The sequence below is a fragment of the Winogradskyella sp. 266wxhm genome (assembly GCF_058964685.1).
The window spans coordinates 3907401-3929610 of the sequence record NZ_CM179559.1 but is presented as its reverse complement, the minus strand read 5'-3'; the positions used below and the strand labels follow the sequence as shown (position 1 = coordinate 3929610).

Below are 22210 nucleotides of genomic sequence, written 5' to 3'. Positions count from 1 at the left end.
GGCTTTTTTGTATCTTAAATTCTTCTAAAGAAGTAATTAGCAATGAAATTTCGTAATGTATGTTTATTAGTATCATTTCTATTTGTTAATATCTCTATATCTCAAGTTAGTTTTAATGATCTGGCAACTAACTTAGGAATAAATGCTCCTTGTGGAAATACATTTCTTGGAAATGGTATTACTTTTTTCGATTATGATAATGATGGTTGGGATGATATTACTATAGCGTCTGCTCAAGGTTATTCAATACGTTTTTATAAAAATATCAATGGCAATTTTGTTTTACATAGTTTAAATATTGAAGATGATAACTCACAGACCAAACAGATTAATTGGGTTGATATTGATAATGATGGTGACAATGACTTGTTTGTTACCAGTGATACATCAGGTGTGAAACTATATGAAAACTTGGGAAACATGATCATGGAAAACATTACTGATAGCTGTGGAATGCTTTCAGATATTTTTCCTTATTATGGAGCTTCTTGGGGAGATTATAATAATGATGGATTTCTTGATGTTTTCCTGAGTATAAGAAGCCAGAACATTCCCAATATACTTTATAAAAATAATGGTGACAATACTTTTACTATAGTAAATACTGAAGTAGGATTATTAAGTAATGGATTTATGTCATTTTGCTCGGCTTTCTTTGATTATGATAATGATGGAGATCAAGATATTTATGTGTCAAATGACAAGGAAAATTATCCTAATCTAATGTACAGAAATAATGGTGATAATACATTTACAGAAGTAGGAGCGTTGACAGGTACAGCAATAGGCATTGATGCTATGTCGGTTACTATTGATGATATTAACTCTGATGGATGGTTAGACATTTTCGTTACAAATGATGATACCGATAGTGTTTTGTTGCTCAATAATACTGATGGAACTTTTACTGATGTAGCAATAAGTTCTCAAGTAACTTTTAATAGCTTAGGATGGGGCGCCGTTTTTTTGGATGCAGATAACGATAAGGACCTAGATTTATATATAAGTGGTGAAACTGATGGTTCTAATCCAGAGTATTTGTCATCTGCTTTTTATATAAACAATAACGATGGTACTTTTTCATTAAATAATGCTTCTGTTCCTAATGATTTTGCTAATAGTTATTCTAATGCTATTGGAGATTTGGATAATGATGGGTATTCAGAAATAGCTGTTAATCATATCAATCATACTAATATATCTTTATGGAAAAATATAAGTCAAGAAAATAATAATAATTGGCTCAAGATAAAGTTAGAAGGCACAATTGGTAACAGAAATGGTATTGGATCTTTAGTTGAGATTTCGATAAATGGAGAAAAGCAATATCGCTATACATTATGTGGAGAAGGCTATTTATCTCAAAATTCTGCTACAGAAATTTTTGGACTAGGAAATGATTTACAAGTAGACTATGTAAAAGTAAAGTGGTTGAGTGGCGTGGAAGATATTCTATATAATGTTAGTGCTAATCAACAGTTGAATATTACAGAAGCTTCAACACTTTCTTTAGACCCTTATTCTAACACAAACTTTTTAATATTTCCTAATCCAGTAAAGAATATAATTTATGTAAATTCTAAGACTATAATAGAAACCATTATAATCTATAATACTTTAGGTAAAGAAGTATTCAAAACAAGCACTCAAGATTATAGATATAATATTGATTTATCTAATTTTAAATCTGGCATTTATTTTATAAAAGCTATTAATAGTTATGATAACAAAACAGTCAAAATTCTTAAATTATAATTAAGAATAATTAATTGGTTTAACTCATGTATGAAATATATTTTTATGAAAAACTATTTTATTCTTCTAATCTTATTTTTAGTACATGAATTTACCTCAGCACAAGTTGTTTTTAGTGATGAAGCAAGTGTATTAGGGATTGAGGTTTTATGTGGTAACTCTCTGTACGGCAGTGGTATTAGTTTTTTTGACTATGATAATGATGGTTGGGATGATATTACCATAGGAACAGCCCAAGGCGATAATGTTCGTTTTTTTAAGAATTTTAATGGTAATTACATAGAACAGAGTATAAATATTATAACCGACAACACAAGGAACAAGCAAATCAATTGGGTAGATATTGATAATGATGGTGACAATGACTTGTTTATAACCAGTGATACCACTGGAAATAAATTGTATGAAGACTTAGGAAACATGGTCATGCTTGATATTACAGCTTCGTCAGGAATGTTAACAGAATCCCTAGTTACTTATGGAGCTTCTTGGGGTGATTATAATAACGATGGTTTTTTAGATGTTTTTGTTAGCAACAGAGATACTAGTATTCCTAATATTTTATATAAGAACAATGGGGATAATACATTTACAATAGCTAATCTAGAAGCTGGTTTAGATCTTGACCCCACACTTTATTTATCTTTTTGCTCTGCTTTTATTGATTATAATAATGATGGTTACCAAGATATTTATGTTATTAATGATAAATTAGATTACACTAATACGTTATATGAAAATAATGGAGATGGAACATTTACAGATGTAAGTGCTGTTTCAGGAACTAATATAGCTATAGACGCAATGTCTGCTACTATCGCAGATTATAATAATGATGGTTGGTTAGATATTTACGTCTCAAATGATATACCAGGAAATGTGCTTTTAAAAAATAATGGTGATGGAACTTTTACCAATGTAGCTGTTGAAACGGGTACAACGTTCAATAGTGTAGCTTGGGGTGCCGTTTTTTTAGATGCAGATAACGATACTGATGAGGATTTATTTATTAGTGGCGAGCATAATGGATCAATTCCAGGTTATTTGTCATCGGCTTTTTATAAGAGTTTTTACAGTGAAGATGGTATTTATAATTTTAACTTAAACAACTCCTCAATACCAAATGATTTTACTATAAGTTATTCTAATGCTATAGGTGATGTAGATAATGATGGATTTCCTGAAATTATTGTAAATAACATCAATCATAATAATATTACACTTTGGAAAAATAATACAGTAAATGCCAATAATTGGCTAAGAGTAAAATTAGAAGGCACAACGAGTAATAAAAATGGTATAGGATCTTTTATTGAAATATCAATCAATGGAAACAAGCAATATCGTTATACTTTGTGTGGTGAAGGCTATCTTTCACAAAACTCTGCAACAGAATTTTTTGGATTAGGAGGAAATATACAAATTGATTATATAAAAGTAACATGGTTAAGTGGTATTGAAGATATAATATATAACGTTGGTGCAAATCAGCAGTTAAATATTGTTGAGGGCTCCACATTGTCTTTAAGTGAAGAGGCTATAGATGATATAAATTTGTATCCTAATCCAACATCTGGAAAATTATTCATCAATTCAAACAAAACCTATGAAAAAGTGTTAATTTATAATACTGTAGGTCAGAAAGTTAAAGAGATTAAATTTTCTAAAAATGAATCTTCTATTGATATGTCTTCTTTAAAACCTGGAGTTTACTTTTTAGAAGTGCTTGGTGATATCTCAAAACAAACTTTCAGAATAGTAAAGTATTAATAATCCAAAATTAAAAGCTTCAACAATTCTTAAATTGTGAAAAAGGATTATTTACCTTTGTGAAATGAAGGAAATTAGTTTTTCGTTTATTATTCCTGTTTATAACAGACCACAAGAAATTAGGGAGCTTTTAGAGAGTTTTACTCTCCTTCAAGAAGCACCTAAATATGAAATTGTTATTGTTGAAGACGGTTCTACTGATACTTCAGAATCGGTTATAAAGGATTTTAAGGATCAATTGAATATCTCATATTATTATAAAAGCAATTCTGGTCCAGGTGATTCTAGAAATTATGGAATGCAGAGAGCACAAGGTGAGTATTTTATAATTCTTGATTCAGATGTTATTCTACCTTCAAACTATTTAAAAGAAGTAAATGATTTTTTAGAAAATACGTATTACGATTGTTTTGGTGGTCCTGATAACGCACACCCTTCATTTTCCAACTTACAGAAAGCTATAAATTTTGCTATGACTTCTTTTATAACAACTGGCGGTATAAGAGGCGGGAAGAAACAGGTTGAAGATTTTCAACCACGTAGTTTTAATATGGGTATTTCCAAAAAAGCATTTTTAGCTTCTGGTGGATTTGGGAAAATTCATCCAGGTGAAGATCCTGATTTGTCATTGAGATTGCAAAAATTGGGTTTTAAAACAGTTCTGATTGAGAATGCTTTTGTTTACCATAAAAGAAGAATTTCATGGAAGAAATTTTATATACAAGTTAATAAATTTGGACTCGTAAGGCCAATAATTAATCAATGGCATCCAAAGTCCAAGAGCTTGGTTTATTGGTTTCCAACGTTGTTTAGTTTAGGTTTTGTATTATCGTTAGTATTGACTTTATTTAATATACCTATACTTCTTTACTTTTATGTATTATATTTCCTAGTAGCTTTTCTATTGGCATTTATTTCGTCTAAAAATATTATTGTAGCTTTTCAATCTATTCTGGCAATAGGCATCCAGTTTTTTGGGTATGGTTATGGATTTTTAAAATCTACAATTAGCTTGCTTATATTAAAGAAGAAACCAGAACATGCTTTTCCAAAACTATTTTTCAAATAAGTATGAGTTCTAATAGAAAGTTTAATATATCATCTTACTTAAAAAGAAAAAATGCTAAGCGCTTTAGTATATTTTTTCTTGTAGCTTTCATTTTTCTAATCTTTTCTAAGCTTTCAAACGATTATACCCAAAACATTAAATTAAGGGTACAAATTGCGAATACTCAGGATGAAATTGTTCTAAAAAAAGATTCTACAAACATTATTGATGCCTTTGTTAAAGCTAAAGGGTTTTCTATGTTGTCATTTTTGTTCAGTAATACCGAAGATATAGTCTTAGATTCCAAAACCGATGTAACCACAAGACCTGATCATTTTATTTTTGATGTACAAAGTCATAAATTCCTAATTGAAGAACAACTTGGTAAGTCTTACGATCTTCTAACATTATCACCAGACACTTTGAATTTATATTATTCCAAATTAGCATCTAAAAAAGTACCTTTAGTTTTAGAAAGCGACGTTAAATATTCAGTAGGATATGATATAAAAGGTGAATTTTCTACTAATATAGATAGTATTAAGATTGTAGGTTCAGCAAATGAAGTAGATTCAATTCATAAGATTAAAACTAAAAAACTGATCTTAAATGATGTGAATAAGGATATTTCAGAACACGTTGAGGTAAACGTTTCTAAGTATAAAAATATAGAAGTTTTTCCTAAGATAGTAGAGGTGAAAGCTAAAGTAACACGTTTTACAGAAGGTACAATAGAGGTGCCAGTGACATTGGTAAATAAGCCAAAAGACTTAGAAATTAACTTTTTTCCTAAAACGGTTACAGTGGCTTATTATGTAGATTTAGAGAACTATAAGCTTATAAGAAAAGGTGATTTTATAGTAGAATGTGATTTTATGGCTGTTGAAGAAAATCAAACGTATTTAGTTCCTAAAGTCACAAAGAAACCAGAATTTATCAAGAGAGCAAATATTAAACAAAATCGTATAGACTTCATAAAATTGTAATATGATTATAGTTGGTCTTACTGGTGGTATTGGAAGTGGAAAAACCACCATATTAAGGTATTTTGAATCGTTAGGAGTTCCTGTATATATTGCAGATAAGGAAGCTAAAGAGCTTATGAATAGCTCTAAGGTTATTAAAAGAAAACTCACAGAACTTTTTGGAGAAAAAGCCTATGAGAATGGCGAGTTAAATAGGTCTTATTTGGCAACCAAAATATTTAATAATAAAGCATTATTGGCAAAAATGAATGCTATAGTTCATCCAAAAGTAGCTTCGCATTTTAAGAATTGGTTGAAAAAACAAAATGCTCCTTATATTATAAAAGAAGCTGCTGTAATTTTTGAAAATAACTTGGAGGATCAATACAATTACATCATAACCGTAGTTGCAGACGAAGATTTAAGAATCCAAAGGGTGATGAAAAGAGATAATTCATCTAAAGAGAAAGTTAAAGCCATAATTAAAAATCAATTGCCTGATTCAGAAAAAATTAAAAGATCTCACTTTGTTATCACTAATAACAACTTAGGTTCCGCAAAGCAAGAAGCTCATAAAATACACCTTCAAATTCTTGAGAAAACAGAGGAGAATTAACACTAATTCTAATGTTAATGTAAGGTTAAAGGTAATTTATTCTAAATGTTAAAATGTTAAATTTGGGCGATGGGTAAGAAGCTATTCGTCTTGTTGGTAATATTAATGAGCTTATCACTTGTTGGTATCATCTTTGTACAATCATTTTTTATTAATAATACTTTAGAAAATGAGGAAAAGAATTTTACACTCAGTGTAAAAAGAGCTTTAAGTTTTGTCTCTAGAGACATAAAGGAGATGGAAATTAGGGATTATATTTTAAAAATCCGTCCATACCTTTCTAGTCAAGAAGCATTAGACTCAACTTTAATCCAAGAGTTGTACATAACTTCCGAAGACGAACTAAACGAAAAAACCATTGTACACCGCAATACGGTTTTAGAAGAACGCTTTAAAGTACCATCCTTGTTCTTTGAAATTGATGCAGACAGCATAACAATTAGTAATTATACTAATGAGCGTGTAACGGAAATCTACAATAGTACAATTGATGGCAATCTTGGGATTGAACCTCAAGAAATTCTCAGAGATTATTCTTCAATGCCTGAGTTAAGAAAGCAAATGTGGGAAACCTCTTTTAATACTTTCCTTAAAGATGTTCCTATTTATAAAAGGGTAACACCAGAACAAATAGAAACATTGTTAAGAAGAGAACTTCAGGGCGAAGGTGTGATTTTAGATTTTGAATTTGCGATATACGATGATGATTTGGCTACTAAAGTACAAACTGAAAACTTTGAGAAATTAAATGCTTACGGAGTACCTATCTTTTTAGATAATAATAACGAAAGCAGTTATAAGCTTTGGGTAGATTTTCCTGAAAGAAAAAAGTATTTAATATCTTCTATTTTATGGATGATTGTATTGTCCATAATCTTTACAGGTATTATAATCTTAGCTTATGTCAGTGCTATTTATCAGTTGATAAGACAACGACAAATATCACAGATAAAAACAGATTTTATCAACAATATGACGCACGAGTTTAAAACGCCAATAGCAACAATAAATTTGGCATTAGACTCTATTAGAAATCCTAAAATCATAAATGATCGAGAAAAAGTGATGCGTTATTTGGGAATGATAAAGGATGAAAATAAACGTATGCATGCTCAAGTAGAAAATGTATTACGAATATCTAAGCTAGAGAAGAATGAGCTTAACATTAGTAAGGAGCGTCTTAAGTTACACGACTTAGTTGAAGATGCCATTACCCATATTGAGTTAATTGTAGAAGATAGAAAAGGATATGTAAAAACGCATTTGAATGCTGCAAAGTCATCAGTTTTGGCAAACGAATCACATTTCACTAATGTAATAGTGAATATTTTAGATAATGCCGTGAAGTATTCGGATGATGTACCAAAAATAGATGTGTATACAGAAAATGTAGGTAACAATATCATTTTGAAGATTTCAGATCAAGGTAACGGAATGTCTAAACAAGTTGCCAAACGTGTGTTTGAAAAATTTTATAGAGAACACACAGGGAACGTACATAATGTAAAAGGACATGGGCTTGGTTTAGCCTATGTAAAACAAATAATAGATGACCATCAAGGTCATATATCAGTAGAAAGTGAAAAAGGAAAAGGCAGTACTTTTATTATAAAGTTGCCATTAATATCATAAAGTAAAACTATGGAAGAGCAAAACAAGAAAATTCTTTTGGTAGAAGACGATCCAAATTTTGGAACAGTTTTAAAAGATTATTTAATGATGAACGATTACGACGTTGTCCATGCCAAAAATGGAATGGAGGGTTTTGAAAAGTTCAAAAAAGACGATTATGATCTTTGTATACTGGATGTCATGATGCCTTATAAAGATGGTTTCACCTTGGCAAAAGAAATTAGAGAAAAAAACGAAGATGTTCCAATTATATTCTTAACGGCTAAAGCTATGAAAGAAGATGTACTTAAAGGGTACAAAGTTGGTGCAGACGATTATTTAAATAAACCTTTTGATAGTGAGGTATTACTCATGAAAATAAAGGCAATAATGCAACGTAAAGCTACCGACACTATAGCTGACAGCAAGCAATTTGAATTTAAAATCGGTCGTTTCGATTTAAACTCAAAACTTCGTTTCTTAAAATTTGATGGAGGTGAACCAACAAAGTTATCACCAAAAGAAAATGAATTGTTACGTTTATTAGCTTTACACGAAAATGATTTAATGCCGAGAGAATTAGCATTGACTAAGATTTGGAGAGACGATAACTATTTTACGTCTCGTAGTATGGATGTTTATATTGCCAAATTACGTAAGTATCTAAAACCAGATGAAAATGTTGAAATTTTGAACATTCACGGTGAAGGTTTTAGATTAGTAGTAAACAAATAAGAAAAGTTGAAACTTTATAAATAAAAAATCCAGTTCTTTTGAACTGGATTTTTTTATATCTCATTTTCAATATTTTCAATAATTTCGTTAATGTTGGTTTTATAATCAAACCATTTAATAGAGCTGTCTTTTCTAAACCATGTAAGCTGCCTTTTTGCAAAGCGTCTGGTATTCTTTTTAATTTCTGAAATCGCAAAATCTAGAGTATAATTACCTTCAAAATATTCAAATAATTCTTTGTAACCAACAGTGTTTAAAGCATTATTGTCTTTGTAAGGTAGTAGCTTTTTAGCCTCGTCTAGCAATCCATTTTCAATCATTATATCTACACGTTGGTTAATCCTATCATAAATTATGGAACGCTCTGCATCTAAACCAATGGAGATGGTTCTGAAGTTGCGATTTTTCTCAGGATTTGTTAGAAAAGTAGAATAAGGCTTTCCTGTTCCCATACATATTTCTAAAGCTCTAATAACACGTTGAGGATTATCTATGGCTATAGAATTGTATGATGCTACATCTAGAGTTTGTAATTCTTCCTGTAAAGGCTGTAAACCTTCATTTTTAAATCGCTCATTTAAACGTTCTCTAATGCTGCTATCCACTTCAGGAAAGTTATCTAATCCTTTTGTAACGGCTTTAACATAAAGACCAGAACCACCAACCATAACAACTTTAGAATTAACCTTAAATAATTGATTGAGTTTTTCTATGGCATCGCGTTCAAAATCACCAACATTATAATAGTCTGTAATGGATTTGTTCTGAATGAAATGATGCGGAGCAGCACTAAGTTCTTCTTCTGAAGGTACTGCCGTGCCAATATTCATTTCTTTATAAAATTGACGTGAGTCTGAAGATATAATTTCTGTATTGAAATGTTGAGCCAATTTTATGCTAAGCGCTGTCTTACCAATAGCTGTTGGCCCAACAATAGAAATAAGAGAGTTGCTTTTAGTCATGATGTAATTTATAACCACATTTGTGGCAAAACTCTGAGTTATCTTGATGTTTGTCTTCTAGGCAATTACTACAAGATTGTGTGTTTAAGCGTACTTTGTTAGGGGTGTTTTTTTTTATTAACCTCTTCGCCTAATAATTTTTGAGGGGTGTTTTTGGCATATTCTGCAGAAACAATTCCTGTTGGTACAGCAATAATACCATACCCAATAATCATAATTATAGCAGCTATAAATTGTCCTAAAGCAGTCTGTGGGGCTATATCGCCAAAACCAACCGTAGTCATAGTAACAATACACCAATACACACTTTTTGGGATATTTGTAAACCCGTTTTCTTCACCTTCAACCATATACATTATGGTTCCGAAAATTACAGAAGCAATAAGAACTGCAAATAAGAACACTGCTATTTTAGCTCTGCTAGCTTTTATGGCATTAGCTAAATGGTTTGAAGCACCAAGATATCTTACGAGTTTCAAAATTCTAAAGACACGTAATAACCTTAAAGCTCTTAAGGCAATAAGCGCATGAGTTCCTGTTATAAACAATGAAATATATTTAGGTGCAGTAGATAATAAATCTATAATACCATAGAAACTAAAAATATACTTAAAAGGCTTTTTTACGGAAATGATACGAACAATGTATTCTATAGAAAAAAGGATGGTGATAATCCATTCTGCTATATTTATTTCTTGGTGATACTTTAAATCAAATGGTTTGATGCTTTCTAACATCACAAGAACAATACTTGTTAATATTGCTATTAAAAGAACAACATCAAATAACTTACCTTCAGGAGTATCTGCTTCATAAATTATTTCATGAAGTCTGGTGCGCCAGTTATGTTTATTTTCTTGTTCCAATATTTAAAAATACAAAAAGTAAAAAAGAGAAGCTATTTTAAATCTACAACCTTCAATCGCTTATTCCTTCTCATGTAACTTTGAATAATATGCTGTGTGTCTCTATTGTTTTGCATTGGTGTGATTAAAGACGACAGAATTTCTCGATTGTTTATTTGATGATTAAGGTCAAAAAAGCCGATGCCTTTAAAAATGCCGTCTTCAATTAAAATAACACTTTTTTCATCTATATCTCTTCCGCGATCAATGAGAATCATGTCTTTGTTATCATAAGAATTGGTTTCAATTACCGATAGTACTCGTTTATTATACGTTTCAATATGTTCTTCTTCTATACAAGCTCCGTGACAAGCCTTGATGCCATAATTAAAACAACTTGAGTCTCCTTTTTCTAACCCACAAAGTTTTGAGCAGAGTTCATAGGTTTCAATCATTCGTGTCATAAAAGAAATACCACTTTGTCTGTTGGTAAATGTGGTTATAGGTTTCACATCTTTTTTTATTTGAGAAACTCTTAAATTGATATAACCTTTAGAATCCACAAAGCTATAAAGGCCCTGAGTGAACTTGCTACGTTTAAGTGCTCGATTGTGTATTGGTTTGTTCGTTTTTATTTCCTCACTTTCTTTTAATAGGGCAACTAATTCACTGCCTGTTTTTTCATAAGTTACAGAAGCGACTTGAAGCTGTATTTTTTTAGATTTTGAATTGGTATTTGTAAAGTGTTGCGTAATGCGTTTTTTAATGTTGTTACTTTTTCCGATGTAAATTATATTTCCATCAGCATCGTGAATATAATACACTCCTGTTTCGCTCGGCAGTTCATTAATAATATCTCTAAGATTGGGAGCTATTTTAGATTTTTTCTCAACTTTTACGGCATTCTTAATTATGGATTTGTCGGTATCTTTATTCAACAACATTTTGAATAATTTTACCGTAGCAAGCGCATCGCCATTGGCTCTATGTCTATCACTTACCGGAATGCCAAGTGCTCTAGCTAATTTACCTAAACTGTAAGATTCCATATCAGGTATAAGCTGTTTGGATAATTCTACCGTACAAAGTGTTTTTCTTTTGAAGGGAAATCCAAGACGTTTAAATTCCGTTTTAAGGATTCGATAATCAAAGTCTGAATTATGAGCTACAAGAATACAATCTTCGGTAATTTCTACAATACGTTTTGCAACTTCATAGAATTTTGGTGCATTTCTAAGCATATTAGAATTGATGCCAGTAAGATTAACTACGAAAGGTTGTATGTCGCGTTCAGGGTTAACTAAAGAAATAAATTGGTCGGTAACCTTATGACCGTCAAATCTATAGATTGCAATCTCAGTAATACCTTCCTCGTTGTACTTGCCACCTGTGGTTTCTATGTCTAGTATTGCGTATATAACTCTAAGCTTAGATAAGGTACTAAATTAAAAAAGTTAATGCTTTGAAACACTAATTTTAGTGATAATTTCTAGGGCCAAAAATACTGCTTCCTATTCTAACCATGGTACTTCCGCTTTCAATAGCCCATTGGTAGTCACCACTCATTCCCATAGAAACGGTTTCTAAGTGACAGTTTTCGGTTTGCCAGCTTTTTAAGCTATCGAATGCAGATTTTAAATTATTAAACTCTTTAATAATTTGCATCATATCATCAGTAAATGTTGCCATGCCCATAACTCCAACAATCTTTATGTGTTTTAAAGCTGCAAATTCATCAGATTGGAGTAGAGAAGCGGCATCATTTTTAGACATACCAAATTTACTATCCTCTTCAGCAATTTTTATTTGAAGCAAGCAATTGATAACTCTATCGTACTTTTCGGCTTGTTTGTTAATTTCTTTTAAAAGCTTAAAACTATCTACACCATGAATTAAGCTAACAAACTCAGCCATATATTTTACCTTGTTTCTTTGTACATGACCAATCATGTGCCATTGAATGTCTTTAGGCATTTGTTCATGTTTTTCGGCCATTTCTTGGATTTTGTTTTCACCAAAAATACGTTGTCCGGCATCATAGGCTTCCATAAGCTCAGAAACAGGCTTGGTTTTAGAAACAGCAACTAAAGTAACATGGTCTGGTAATTGAGATTTTATGTGTTTGAGATTATCTTTTACACTCATTAATCTTAGGTCTTTTGTTATTTCTTTTTCAGAAATAAATTAGTTTCAATATTCGTAAATCGTGATGGCACTTCGTAATTTGGGTAAAATGTAAGTGCTCTTTGGGGGCATTGTTAAGCCTTCATCAGCGATTTGTTTCATTTGTTCTACATTAGATGGACACATTCCGAATCCAACGGAAAATGCTCCGCTATCAACACTACTTTTTGTGGTAATCATTTCATGACGACCATTAACGTATTCAATTCTGCTATCGTTTCTTAAATCGTTAATACCTAAAATAGGTTGAAGAATGGTTTTGTAAAGCAGATGAGCATCTAATTGATCTAACGCAGTCTTAAAGTTGTAATGTGTTTTACGTAAATATAAGGAATAAAATTCACCATCTAAATACATACTAAAATGATGTGGTTTTGATGGTTGGTAAGGTAACGTTCCTCTGTTCTCTATTCGGTAGAATTCATCTAACTTTATTAAGAATTCTTCTTTTGTGAGTCCATTTAAATCCTTAACCAATCTATTAAATTCATAGATTACTAAATCAGATTCAGGAATAAGATAAGACATAAAGAAGTTGTAAGATTCACTGCCATTATGGTTTGGATTCTTCGCTTTTTCGTCTTTATAAAGTAAATAGGACGATGAAGACCTGTGATGGCCGTCCGCAATATAAATAGTTTCCATAGCCTTAAATTCTTTTTGAATTATAGCTATGGTAGCTTCATCATCAACTTTCCAAAGGTAATGGGTATCTCTATAAGTCATAGTGAACTCAAATTCAGCATAACCTTTTTGAGTTTCTTCAATAATTGAAGCAATTACAGCATTATCTGGATAGGTGAGTAAAGCAGGTTCAGCATTAAAACCTACGGTTTGAAGATAGGTTTTAAAAGTTTGCTCCCGTTTGGCAATGGTATCTTCATGTTTTTTTATAATGTCTTTTTCATAATCTTCGGCACTAGTAGCAGCAATGATACCATTGAATTCTTGTCCATGTCTATTAACTATTTTATACACATAGAACGAAGGTTTTTCATCTTGAACAAAAATACCATCTTCCTTAAATTCCAGATATCTATTTCGGACGAGTTTGTAACGTTCTTCTCCTGTTACTTCTTGATCGTATTTATAACCAGGGTTTATAATATGTAAAAAGCTAAACGGATTATAGCCCATACGAGACTCACGTTCTTCCAGCGTATAACTTTGGTAAGGACGTGAGGCCACAAGACCAACCATGGCTCTTGTAGGTTTTACTGCTTTGAATGGGATAATTTTTGCCAATTTCTATCTGTTTTTTTCAATAAAAGCTGAAGGATCTAGATAACCGTCAGTATTAGTTGAATAACCGCCACCAATATCTAAACCTACCTCATCTCTAATTTCTAAATGAAGATGTGCATAATATGCGCCATTACAGTTTCCTATAGTTGCAATTTGTTCACCTTTTTTTACAAACTGCTTTTGATCTACGTATAAAGAATCACAATGTGCATATAATGATTCATAAAGTTTTCCATCATACAAATGAATAACTCTGACCACATTTCCCCATCCACCTTTCAAATCTTCAGCAACGCTAACATAGCCATTACCAATTGCATATATTGGGTCGCCTAAATCAGAATTGCCTCCGCCATTACCATTCCAATCATCACCTAAATGATTGTTTTCTTGAAATTTTTGGGCATTGTAATAGCCTCTTGCGTTTGGCTTTCCAACAGGGAAATCAAAACCGTTTGAAATGTATGAGGGATTTTTATCAAATAACTCTATATAATCAATATCCTGACCAAATTCAATCTTTAGACTATAATCCATGTATTCTCCAGTATTACTGAAACCTTCTATTGAAATAGCTTTTTCATTTTTACATGAAAAGAATATCAATAGGGTCAATATACATAAGGAAAATCGAGTCATTAAATTATTTACAATTTCTATTTAGCAAATTGTCTAGAAACCTTTTCCGCTTTACGGCTTTCAGAATAATCGTAAAAACCTTCACCAGATTTTACACCAAGTTTTCCAGCTTGTACCATATTTACCAATAGAGGACAAGGAGCATATTTAGGGTTTTTAAATCCATCGTACATAACATTTAAGATGGAAAGACAAACGTCTAAGCCAATAAAATCGGCCAGTTGTAATGGACCCATTGGGTGTGCCATACCTAATTTCATTACAGTGTCAATTTCTTCAACTCCAGCGACACCGTTGTAAAGTGTTTCAATAGATTCGTTAAGCATTGGCATTAAAATACGGTTAGCCACAAAACCAGGATAATCGTTAACCTCAGTCGGTACTTTACCTAAAGTTTTAGATAACTCCATAATGGTATTAGTAACTTCGTCACTTGTGTTGTAACCTCTAATAATTTCTACCAATTTCATAATTGGCACAGGGTTCATAAAGTGCATACCAATAACCTTTTCAGCTCTAGAAGTTACTGCTGCTATCTGTGTAATAGATATAGACGACGTGTTTGTAGCTAGAATAGTGTCTTTACCACAGACTTCATCTAGTTGCTTAAAGATTTTAAGTTTTAAATCTACATTTTCTGTTGCAGCTTCTACAACAAGTTCAACATCTTTAACTCCGTCTTCAATTTTAGTGAAAGTTGAAATGTTATTTAAGGTACTTTCTTTATCAGATTCGGTAATCTTTTCCTTAGAGACCATTCGGTCTAAGTTTTTAGAAATAGTTGCCAAGCCTCTTTCTAGAGACGCTTCACTGATGTCTATAAGTTTTACTTTAAATCCTGATTGCGCAAATGTATGGGCAATTCCGTTTCCCATAGTACCAGCGCCTATTACTGCTATGTTTTTCATAATATTTTTTGGTGACTGAGGCTCTCGAAGTCACGGAGAATTAAAATTATGGTCATTTCGAGAGCCTCAATGACCACTTAAATTCAGTCTTAAAACTGATTAATAATCATGGTTGCAACACGCAAAGCTTCTGTACCATCATGCAATGTTACAATTGGTTTTGTGTTGTTGTTAATGGCATCTGCAAAGGTTTCCAATTCATCTAAAATGGCATTGTTTGAAGTAATTTCAGGATTATCAAAATAGATTTGTTTTTTGATACCTTCTGCATTTTGAAGAATCATATCAAAATCACCAGGATTTTCTGGAGCATCCTTCATTTTTACCACTTCGCATTTTTTCTCAAGGAAATCTACAGAGATATAAGCGTCCTTTTGAAAGAAACGTGTTTTTCGCATATTTTTAAGCGAAATACGACTAGCTGTTAAGTTGGCAACGCAACCGTTTTTAAACTCTATACGTGCATTAGCAATATCTGGAGTATCACTGACAACTGAAACTCCACTTGCTGAAACATGTTTTACAGGTGAATTAACGACACTTAGAATAATGTCTATATCGTGAATCATTAAATCCAAAACTACAGGAACATCAGTACCACGAGGATTAAATTCTGCCAAGCGATGGGTTTCAATAAACATTGGATTTTCCAATTTGTCTTTTATTCCAATAAACGCAGGATTAAAACGCTCTACATGACCAACTTGTCCTTTAACACCATGTTCTGCCACTAAAGTTCTAATAGTTTCAGCTTCTTCTACGGTATTAGTAATTGGTTTTTCTATAAAAATGTGTTTTCCTTTTTTAATAGCTTGTTTCGCACAATCATAATGCGAAAGGGTAGGAGTTACAATATCCACAACATCAACAGCATCAATCAATTCATCAATAGTTTCAAAGTATTTATAATCAAACTCTTCAACTACACGTTTTGCATTTTCAGGGTCGGCATCATAAAACCCTACAAGCTCATATTTTTCGGATTGTTTAAGAAGTCTTAAATGAATTTTTCCAAGGTGACCAGCACCTAGAACACCAGCTTTTAGCATGTTTTTCTGTTTTTTTCAAAAATAATCGTTTTCCTTTAGAAAGTTAAAAAAGAAAATATAAAATACTGCGGAATTATTAATTTAATAAAGTTTGACAATCTGGTTTTGAACTTGTAATTCTATGAATTAATTTAGCCTGAAACTAAACTAGACTTTGAAAGATACATTTAAGCATCAGGGCATGCGTCAACAACTTGTTGATACACTGATAAAAAAGGGCATAACAAATGAAAAGGTTTTAAAAGCCATTGGCAAAATCCCTAGGCATTTATTTATGGATTCTGGTTTTATAGACCATGCTTATGTAGATAAAGCGTTTCCTATTGCTGCAGATCAAACCATTTCGCAGCCTTATACTGTTGCATTTCAATCGGAATTATTACAGATTCAACCAGGACATAAAGTTTTGGAGATTGGAACAGGTAGTGGTTACCAAACTGCTGTTTTGCTAGAACTTGGAGCAAAAGTGTTTAGTATAGAACGTCAGCAAGAGTTATTTAAAAAAACGTCTAAGTTTTTACCTAAAATAGGCTATAGAGCTAAAAAACTAATTTTTGGTGATGGCTATAAAGGTTTACCAGAAGAAGCACCTTTTGATAGTGTAATTGTTACCGCAGGTGCACCTTTTGTTCCTAAACCTTTAATGAGTCAAATAAAAATTGGAGGACGTTTAGTAATTCCTGTTGGTGATGATGTTCAAACAATGACGTTGTTTATTCGAAAAGGAGCAAAGGAATTCGAAAAACATGAGTTTGGCGAATTCCGATTTGTACCGCTTCTAGAGGATAAAAATTAATTTAACCTTTAGGTAAATAGGCTTCAGGAATTGGGTTTTCCTTAGATTCTTGTAACCAAAAGATATTTATAATCCACCAACGCGTACCGTCATACATTAGTTGAATACTATTTATACCTCGCATAAAAGCTTTGTCGTCCGTTTTGGTTCTGTAAGATTCGTAAGTGCTAAATACATGCGTTATATTTCCAAAAGTTTCAACGGTTCTATAAATTTCTCTTTCGTGAAATCCATTTTGTGTTAACCATTCGCCTGAGGTTTCAATATAACTTTCAGGTGTCATATAGCGTGAAATTGTTTCACCTTTTTCAGTTTTACCCGTTGGAATTAGTTTTGCTTTTTTGTGAAATAAATGTTTGAATAAAGCCCAATCGCGTTTAAAACCTTTGTCACCAGAAATTACAGTATATAAACTTTCAATAGTACTATCTAATGTTGCTACATTCTTAGAATAATCTTTTTTTTCGGTTTCTTGTGCAGAAACGCTAAACGAAATAAGTGTAAAAATTAATAGTAGTTTTTTCATAATTGGCAAATATCTAGAGTTTTAGACTCCTGCTTACACTTCGACAAGCTCAGTATGACAAGCAGGAATACAATTATGTAAATTTAAAAGAATTTTAATCCAAACAAAATAGCATCGCTTTGGAATCCGCTTTGGTAAGAGCGTACATAATCTACTCGTAAAAATCTCCATTTTCCCCAACCGATATTATCTACACCAATAGTGTATTCTTGGTAAGGTTTCATGTCTGGAGTAGAAAGTAAGTGCGCACCGATAACCAAATTGAAGTTCAATTTATTCAATACTGGTACTTTTCCAAGTAAAAAACCATTAAAGTCATGTTCTGCATGTGCTTCTAAATAAGAATCATTAGTGCTTGCAGTATAATAATCTAAATTATTAAACACATTGGTGTAACTGCCAGAGGTGCTTACATGAGTTTGGTTACCGTTAAAATGTTGGTAATCCATAAAAGCAATATCATCCGCATTAAAGAATTTTCCCGCTCTAATGTTGTACCTAAATCTTCCTTTGTCTGCAATACTAAAGGTTTGGTATAGTCTTGCTTTGATTTGATCAAAATTATAATCACTATTAGTAGCTCCTAAACCTTTTTCGTAGCTTAACACTAAAGTTGGATAATCTTCATTACCAACATTAAACTTACTATCTGGATAGCTAAAATATTCTTGAGCAAAATTAATTTGAGCCGAAACATTAGCTTTTACAATATTATGAGTTTCAAAAGGAGCAATACCGAATGCTGTTTCGTCTAACGGGTTGTTACTTGTATAGGCATCATCTTTATCATTGTAGAATGTTTGGTCTGTAGTATTGAATAATGCTTTTCGTCTTTCGTAGCTTAAACCAGCATAAAGTCTAAAACCGTTGAATAATTCTTCGGAATAATTAAGTTGAAGAAAACTACGGTCGTAAAGTTTCATATAGTTGTCTTCAAAAAACAAAGTACTCACGGAGTTGATTAATGGTGAAATTGGCTCTGCAGGATTAAATTGTTGAACACTCACGCCGCCTGAAAGCGAAAGAAAAGCTCTAGAGGTATTGTTGAACTTGTAGTTTAAAGACCCAGTAGCTCTTAATCGTTCATCCGAAAAACCATATTCAATGCTTGCACTGGCATTAAAGTAACGTTTGTACTCGTCATAGTTTTTTGTGTAAAATACGTTAGCTTTCGCCGTATAACCTTGAACGGTATTGAATCGGACACCAGTAATCGGCATATTAAACCCTAAACGATAATCTTTATGCGAGTTTTGATAGGTGTAGCCTAAGATATCACCTAGTTTAAATTTGTTATTGACGCGGTCTATAGAATCTAAATAAGGTTTCGATTCTTTTACAATCTGTATACTGTCTTTCTTTGTATAATCTGTTCGCTCTTCTTTTGTTAAAGGTACAGGTCTAATGCTTTCCCAGTATAGCGAATCTTTCTTGTTCGCTTCATTTTCAAAAGCAACCAATTCTCTACCAAAATCCTTTCGTGTTAAAGGTAAATTGAATTCATAATTGCTATAAACAGCCGTAAAACGTCCATCTCCTTTTATACCAAAAATACCATACTTAAAGTCTATACTTTGTGAGATAATTGGCCAAATATTATCTTTTTCAGAATAGGAAAAACTTTGTTTCAACGTAATTAAGTCTGCGGCAGGAATACGAGCTTGCACACCTGTAATATCTAATTCTAGTGCGTAAATGGTCCACTGATCTTCAACAATATAAATTGAACCAGAAAAAACAGGATCGTTCTTTCGTTTTGGTATTACATTTATTTTATTGATAAGATTACCTCTATCATCATAAAAAATGCCTTCTAACTTGTACTTGTAATAGGTAAAGGCGTTATTCGCAATAGGAGAAACGATTTGATTACCAAATTCAACCGTATTATTATAAAAATTGTAATCGACATCCAAAGCGCTATTAAAGCTAAAGCCGTTATCATCACCACTAACTTTAGATGCTGTGATTTTCTCTTTTAGTTTATCGGGTTGTAAAAACTGAATTTTAGAAATGGTTTCGGATAAATAAATAATACCACTTCTGGTAGAGTCTAATCCTCCGCCTAAGTCCCCAACTTCTTGGCCGAGTATTTTTTCGGGCGCATCTTTAATTCGGATTAAACCTCTTGAATAGAAATCTGCTTTGAAGGATTCTATTTTTTCAAGATTTTCTTTTCGTTTAGCTATAGCTTGTCGCATAATGGCATTTGCAGGATTGTCCTCTGCACTAACCACAACTTCGCCTAAAGAAACTGATTCTTCTTCTAAATTTACATTGATAACATAAGGAAAATCACTTACAGCAACTTTCTTTTTTACGGTTTTATAACCAAGATACGTGTAAACAATAGTGTAGGTATCTGGCTTGGTAATGTTAAGCTCGTAATAACCGTCGTCATTACTGGTAGTTCCTTTATAGGTGTTTTCTATAAGGATGTTTACAAATGGAAGCGGTTCTCCCTTGGTACTTTTAACAGTACCTACAATTTGAGCTGATGAAAAATAAAATAAAGAAATGAATGTAAGGCAAAGTAGTTTTTTTAGCATAGTGTATTGATTGATGGTTTGTATTTGTATAGACGCAATTCTTTGACGAATGGTTGCCTATAATGTTTCAAACATAGACTAAAATCTCAATGCCTAAAGTTATAGCAATCTTAAAGTTATTAAAAACTTTTCTTAATACGGTCTAGGTTTCGCTTGTTGTCACGGTCTTTGATAACCTCTCTTTTGTCAAACAATTTTTTACCTTTTGCCAGCGCAATTTCAAGTTTGGCAAGGCCTCTATCATTAATAAAAAGACGTGTCGGAATTATTGCATTTCCTTTGATGTTAACCTCCTTTTCGAGTTTTTTTAGTTCGCGCTTATTAAGAAGAAGTTTGCGCTCAGCTTTTGGTTTATGGTTGTAATAATTTCCGAAAATATATTCTTGAATGGTCATGTTAATAACAAACAGTTCACCGTGCTCATTGAACTCGCAAAAACTTTCTGCAATAGAAGCCTTGCTCGCTCTGATGGATTTTATTTCAGTGCCAGTAAGTACAATTCCAGCCGTGTATTTATCTAATATTTCGTACTGAAATTTGGCCTTCTTATTAAGTATGTTAACTGTTTTTTGCATAGTCCGCAAAGGTAATCGATATAGTTTGAAGTTAAAAGTAATAAGTAAAAAGTTAAGAAGGTGTGTAAACAAACTTTTAATTTTACGACAGTTTCACTTAAAGAATTGACATGAAATATATTTTAGTTTTAGTAGTGAGTTTAAGTTTAGTGGCTTGTAAAGAAAATACTAAGAGCTCTAATGTTGAAGACTTAACAGCCAATGAAATCGTTGATAAATCTATTGAAGTTTCAGGAGGATCAAAATTTGATAAGTCTATTATTAGTTTTGATTTTAGGGATATGTTCTATTCGGCAAAGCGAAATAACGGTAAGTTTCAGCTTAAAAGAAAATTCACAAAAGATAATGATACAATTGTTGATATCTTGAGTAATAATGGATTTGAAAGATTGGTGAACGAGAACATAACTGCGGTTGAAGATTCAATGGTGCCTAGATACTCAGCATCTGTAAATTCTGTACATTATTTTTCGGTTTTACCTTATGGCTTGAATGATAAGGCTGTAAATAAATCGTTATTTGGTGAAGACACCATAAATGGAAAGCGCTATTATAAAATTAAAGTGACCTTTAGTGAAGATGGAGGCGGAGAAGACTTTGATGATGTATTTGTGTATTGGGTTAACCAGAAAACTTTTAAAGTTGATTATCTAGCATATTCATACAAAGAAGATAGTGGTATTGGAATGCGTTTTAGGGAAGCTTATAACGAACGCTTTATTGATGACTTACGTTTTGTAGACTACAATAATTTTAAATCTGAAAATAAATCTATTCGACTAGAAGACTTAGTAAAAGCTTTTGAACAAAACCAACTAGAACTATTATCTAAAATAGAATTGGAAAATGTAAAAGTTAAAATTATTCAATAACTTTTAATTCAGATATAGCTTTACCTTCTTTAATTTTTACGATATAAAGATTAGCATTATTATCATCAGCTATGTCTTTATATTTTTCTTCGCCAATTAGTTGATTTACAAATTTAGGGATAGTGTTGCTGTGGCCAACAATGAGAACTGTTTTTCCTTTTGTTTTCATCAAAAAGCTATCGATTTTGATGGTAAAAGGGTTGTAAATTTCTATATCTAAATTATTAGATTCAGCTGTTGGTAAAACGGTTTGTTTAGTTCGGTTATAATCTGTTGAATATACAGCGTCAAACTCAATATCTTTAAAATAGGTTGCCCAATTTCTGGCTCTTTTATGTCCAGCTTCTGTTAAGTCAGGATTTTTATTAGACTTGTCTGTACGATCTTTTTCTGCATGCCGAATGAGATAGTAGGTCGTGACTTTCTGTTCTTTTTCAGGTGTTTCCTGAGCAAAAATGTTGAATGAAAGTAAAAATAGCAGACTAAAGAACAGAGATTTCATTTTGAAAGATGATTTGTTAAACCTCTCAAAAATAGGCTATAAAAAATCAATTTATCTT

20 protein-coding genes and 1 pseudogene are annotated in these 22210 nt (G+C 31.9%); 9 read left to right on the top strand and 12 right to left on the bottom strand.

The window, feature by feature from the left end:
- Positions 1 to 42: 42 nt before the first annotated feature.
- From AC2H4K_RS17750 to AC2H4K_RS17720, 7 genes are all read left to right on the top strand, one after another.
- Positions 43 to 1755 carry an FG-GAP-like repeat-containing protein gene (locus tag AC2H4K_RS17750; RefSeq protein ID WP_281141031.1) on the top strand — a complete coding sequence of 571 codons (1713 nt, stop codon included), beginning with the start codon at positions 43 to 45 and terminating at the stop codon, positions 1753 to 1755.
- A 45-nt stretch (positions 1756 to 1800) separates the two neighbouring features.
- Positions 1801 to 3525: an FG-GAP-like repeat-containing protein gene (locus tag AC2H4K_RS17745; protein WP_281141030.1), complete on the top strand. Its 1725-nt coding sequence runs from the start codon at positions 1801 to 1803 to the stop codon at positions 3523 to 3525.
- Between the two features lie 64 nt (positions 3526 to 3589).
- A complete protein-coding gene (locus tag AC2H4K_RS17740; RefSeq protein ID WP_281141029.1) occupies positions 3590 to 4594 on the top strand; it encodes a glycosyltransferase family 2 protein in 1005 nt (334 codons plus the stop codon).
- A 2-nt stretch (positions 4595 to 4596) separates the two neighbouring features.
- Positions 4597 to 5559 (top strand): YbbR-like domain-containing protein, encoded by a 963-nt coding sequence (locus AC2H4K_RS17735; protein ID WP_281141028.1) that lies wholly within the window; start codon positions 4597 to 4599, stop codon positions 5557 to 5559.
- Position 5560: 1 nt separating this feature from the next.
- On the top strand, positions 5561 to 6154 hold the full coding sequence (gene coaE, locus AC2H4K_RS17730; RefSeq protein ID WP_281141027.1) for a dephospho-CoA kinase: 594 nt from the start codon (positions 5561 to 5563) through the stop codon (positions 6152 to 6154).
- 105 nt (positions 6155 to 6259) lie between these two features.
- Positions 6260 to 7786 carry a sensor histidine kinase gene (locus AC2H4K_RS17725; protein WP_281141026.1) on the top strand — a complete coding sequence of 509 codons (1527 nt, stop codon included), beginning with the start codon at positions 6260 to 6262 and terminating at the stop codon, positions 7784 to 7786.
- Between the two features lie 9 nt (positions 7787 to 7795).
- Positions 7796 to 8500 (top strand): response regulator transcription factor, encoded by a 705-nt coding sequence (locus tag AC2H4K_RS17720; RefSeq protein WP_281141025.1) that lies wholly within the window; start codon positions 7796 to 7798, stop codon positions 8498 to 8500.
- Between the two features lie 53 nt (positions 8501 to 8553).
- On the opposite strand, the gene miaA is transcribed toward AC2H4K_RS17720, so the two are convergent.
- From miaA to AC2H4K_RS17680, 8 genes and pseudogenes are all read right to left on the bottom strand, one after another.
- The gene (miaA, locus tag AC2H4K_RS17715) at positions 8554 to 9462 is read right to left on the bottom strand and encodes a tRNA (adenosine(37)-N6)-dimethylallyltransferase MiaA (RefSeq protein ID WP_493742656.1); all 909 of its coding nucleotides are present in this window, start codon (positions 9460 to 9462) and stop codon (positions 8554 to 8556) included.
- Positions 9455 to 10328 (bottom strand): annotated as a pseudogene (locus tag AC2H4K_RS17710) (ion transporter). The gene miaA and the pseudogene AC2H4K_RS17710 overlap by 8 nt, the downstream one beginning before the upstream one ends.
- Before the next feature lie 32 nt (positions 10329 to 10360).
- Entirely contained in the window at positions 10361 to 11725 is a 1365-nt protein-coding gene (locus AC2H4K_RS17705; RefSeq protein ID WP_281141072.1) for an exonuclease domain-containing protein, read from the bottom strand.
- A 58-nt stretch (positions 11726 to 11783) separates the two neighbouring features.
- Entirely contained in the window at positions 11784 to 12452 is a 669-nt protein-coding gene (locus tag AC2H4K_RS17700) for a YggS family pyridoxal phosphate-dependent enzyme (RefSeq protein ID WP_281141022.1), read from the bottom strand.
- A gap of 45 nt (positions 12453 to 12497) precedes the next feature.
- On the bottom strand, positions 12498 to 13736 hold the full coding sequence (locus AC2H4K_RS17695) for a DUF1015 domain-containing protein (protein ID WP_281141021.1): 1239 nt from the start codon (positions 13734 to 13736) through the stop codon (positions 12498 to 12500).
- A gap of 3 nt (positions 13737 to 13739) precedes the next feature.
- Complete coding sequence (locus AC2H4K_RS17690) at positions 13740 to 14375, bottom strand: M23 family metallopeptidase (protein WP_281141020.1); 636 nt, start codon at positions 14373 to 14375, stop codon at positions 13740 to 13742.
- Between the two features lie 17 nt (positions 14376 to 14392).
- A complete protein-coding gene (locus tag AC2H4K_RS17685; RefSeq protein WP_281141019.1) occupies positions 14393 to 15283 on the bottom strand; it encodes a 3-hydroxybutyryl-CoA dehydrogenase in 891 nt (296 codons plus the stop codon).
- Between the two features lie 89 nt (positions 15284 to 15372).
- Positions 15373 to 16332 (bottom strand): Gfo/Idh/MocA family protein, encoded by a 960-nt coding sequence (locus AC2H4K_RS17680; protein WP_281141018.1) that lies wholly within the window; start codon positions 16330 to 16332, stop codon positions 15373 to 15375.
- 154 nt (positions 16333 to 16486) lie between these two features.
- On the opposite strand from AC2H4K_RS17680, the gene AC2H4K_RS17675 reads away from it, so the two are divergent.
- Positions 16487 to 17128 (top strand): protein-L-isoaspartate(D-aspartate) O-methyltransferase, encoded by a 642-nt coding sequence (locus AC2H4K_RS17675; protein WP_281141017.1) that lies wholly within the window; start codon positions 16487 to 16489, stop codon positions 17126 to 17128.
- A 1-nt stretch (position 17129) separates the two neighbouring features.
- Here AC2H4K_RS17675 and AC2H4K_RS17670 read toward each other — a convergent pair whose 3' ends face one another.
- The 3 genes from AC2H4K_RS17670 to smpB all read right to left on the bottom strand — a co-directional run bounded on the left by AC2H4K_RS17670 (position 17130) and on the right by smpB (position 20778).
- The gene (locus AC2H4K_RS17670) at positions 17130 to 17654 is read right to left on the bottom strand and encodes a hypothetical protein (protein WP_281141016.1); all 525 of its coding nucleotides are present in this window, start codon (positions 17652 to 17654) and stop codon (positions 17130 to 17132) included.
- Between the two features lie 83 nt (positions 17655 to 17737).
- Complete coding sequence (locus tag AC2H4K_RS17665; RefSeq protein ID WP_281141015.1) at positions 17738 to 20203, bottom strand: DUF5686 and carboxypeptidase regulatory-like domain-containing protein; 2466 nt, start codon at positions 20201 to 20203, stop codon at positions 17738 to 17740.
- Positions 20204 to 20322: 119 nt separating this feature from the next.
- Positions 20323 to 20778, bottom strand: coding sequence for an SsrA-binding protein SmpB (smpB, locus tag AC2H4K_RS17660; RefSeq protein WP_281141014.1), 456 nt, complete (start codon positions 20776 to 20778; stop codon positions 20323 to 20325).
- A gap of 110 nt (positions 20779 to 20888) precedes the next feature.
- On the opposite strand from smpB, the gene AC2H4K_RS17655 reads away from it, so the two are divergent.
- On the top strand, positions 20889 to 21650 hold the full coding sequence (locus tag AC2H4K_RS17655) for a DUF6503 family protein (protein WP_281141013.1): 762 nt from the start codon (positions 20889 to 20891) through the stop codon (positions 21648 to 21650).
- Here the strand turns inward: AC2H4K_RS17655 and AC2H4K_RS17650 are convergent.
- The gene (locus AC2H4K_RS17650) at positions 21640 to 22152 is read right to left on the bottom strand and encodes a SixA phosphatase family protein (RefSeq protein ID WP_281141012.1); all 513 of its coding nucleotides are present in this window, start codon (positions 22150 to 22152) and stop codon (positions 21640 to 21642) included. The two genes, AC2H4K_RS17655 and AC2H4K_RS17650, sit on opposite strands and share 11 nt — an antisense overlap.
- Between the last annotated feature and the right edge of the window lie 58 nt (positions 22153 to 22210).

What these genes read in the sequence shown, in the direction of transcription:
- AC2H4K_RS17700 (WP_281141022.1), bottom strand. Translation starts at nt 12,452, where the DNA reads ATGAGTGTAAAAGATAATCTCAAACACATAAAATCTCAATTACCAGAC.
- AC2H4K_RS17670 (WP_281141016.1), bottom strand. Translation starts at nt 17,654, where the DNA reads ATGAAAAAACTACTATTAATTTTTACACTTATTTCGTTTAGCGTTTCT.
- AC2H4K_RS17750 (WP_281141031.1), top strand. Translation starts at nt 43, where the DNA reads ATGAAATTTCGTAATGTATGTTTATTAGTATCATTTCTATTTGTTAAT.
- AC2H4K_RS17735 (WP_281141028.1), top strand. Translation starts at nt 4,597, where the DNA reads ATGAGTTCTAATAGAAAGTTTAATATATCATCTTACTTAAAAAGAAAA.
- AC2H4K_RS17740 (WP_281141029.1), top strand. Translation starts at nt 3,590, where the DNA reads ATGAAGGAAATTAGTTTTTCGTTTATTATTCCTGTTTATAACAGACCA.
- AC2H4K_RS17745 (WP_281141030.1), top strand. Translation starts at nt 1,801, where the DNA reads ATGAAAAACTATTTTATTCTTCTAATCTTATTTTTAGTACATGAATTT.
- AC2H4K_RS17690 (WP_281141020.1), bottom strand. Translation starts at nt 14,375, where the DNA reads ATGACTCGATTTTCCTTATGTATATTGACCCTATTGATATTCTTTTCA.
- AC2H4K_RS17655 (WP_281141013.1), top strand. Translation starts at nt 20,889, where the DNA reads ATGAAATATATTTTAGTTTTAGTAGTGAGTTTAAGTTTAGTGGCTTGT.
- coaE (WP_281141027.1), top strand. Translation starts at nt 5,561, where the DNA reads ATGATTATAGTTGGTCTTACTGGTGGTATTGGAAGTGGAAAAACCACC.
- miaA (WP_493742656.1), bottom strand. Translation starts at nt 9,462, where the DNA reads ATGACTAAAAGCAACTCTCTTATTTCTATTGTTGGGCCAACAGCTATT.
- AC2H4K_RS17685 (WP_281141019.1), bottom strand. Translation starts at nt 15,283, where the DNA reads ATGAAAAACATAGCAGTAATAGGCGCTGGTACTATGGGAAACGGAATT.
- AC2H4K_RS17650 (WP_281141012.1), bottom strand. Translation starts at nt 22,152, where the DNA reads ATGAAATCTCTGTTCTTTAGTCTGCTATTTTTACTTTCATTCAACATT.
- AC2H4K_RS17680 (WP_281141018.1), bottom strand. Translation starts at nt 16,332, where the DNA reads ATGCTAAAAGCTGGTGTTCTAGGTGCTGGTCACCTTGGAAAAATTCAT.
- smpB (WP_281141014.1), bottom strand. Translation starts at nt 20,778, where the DNA reads ATGCAAAAAACAGTTAACATACTTAATAAGAAGGCCAAATTTCAGTAC.
- AC2H4K_RS17725 (WP_281141026.1), top strand. Translation starts at nt 6,260, where the DNA reads ATGAGCTTATCACTTGTTGGTATCATCTTTGTACAATCATTTTTTATT.
- AC2H4K_RS17665 (WP_281141015.1), bottom strand. Translation starts at nt 20,203, where the DNA reads ATGCTAAAAAAACTACTTTGCCTTACATTCATTTCTTTATTTTATTTT.
- AC2H4K_RS17720 (WP_281141025.1), top strand. Translation starts at nt 7,796, where the DNA reads ATGGAAGAGCAAAACAAGAAAATTCTTTTGGTAGAAGACGATCCAAAT.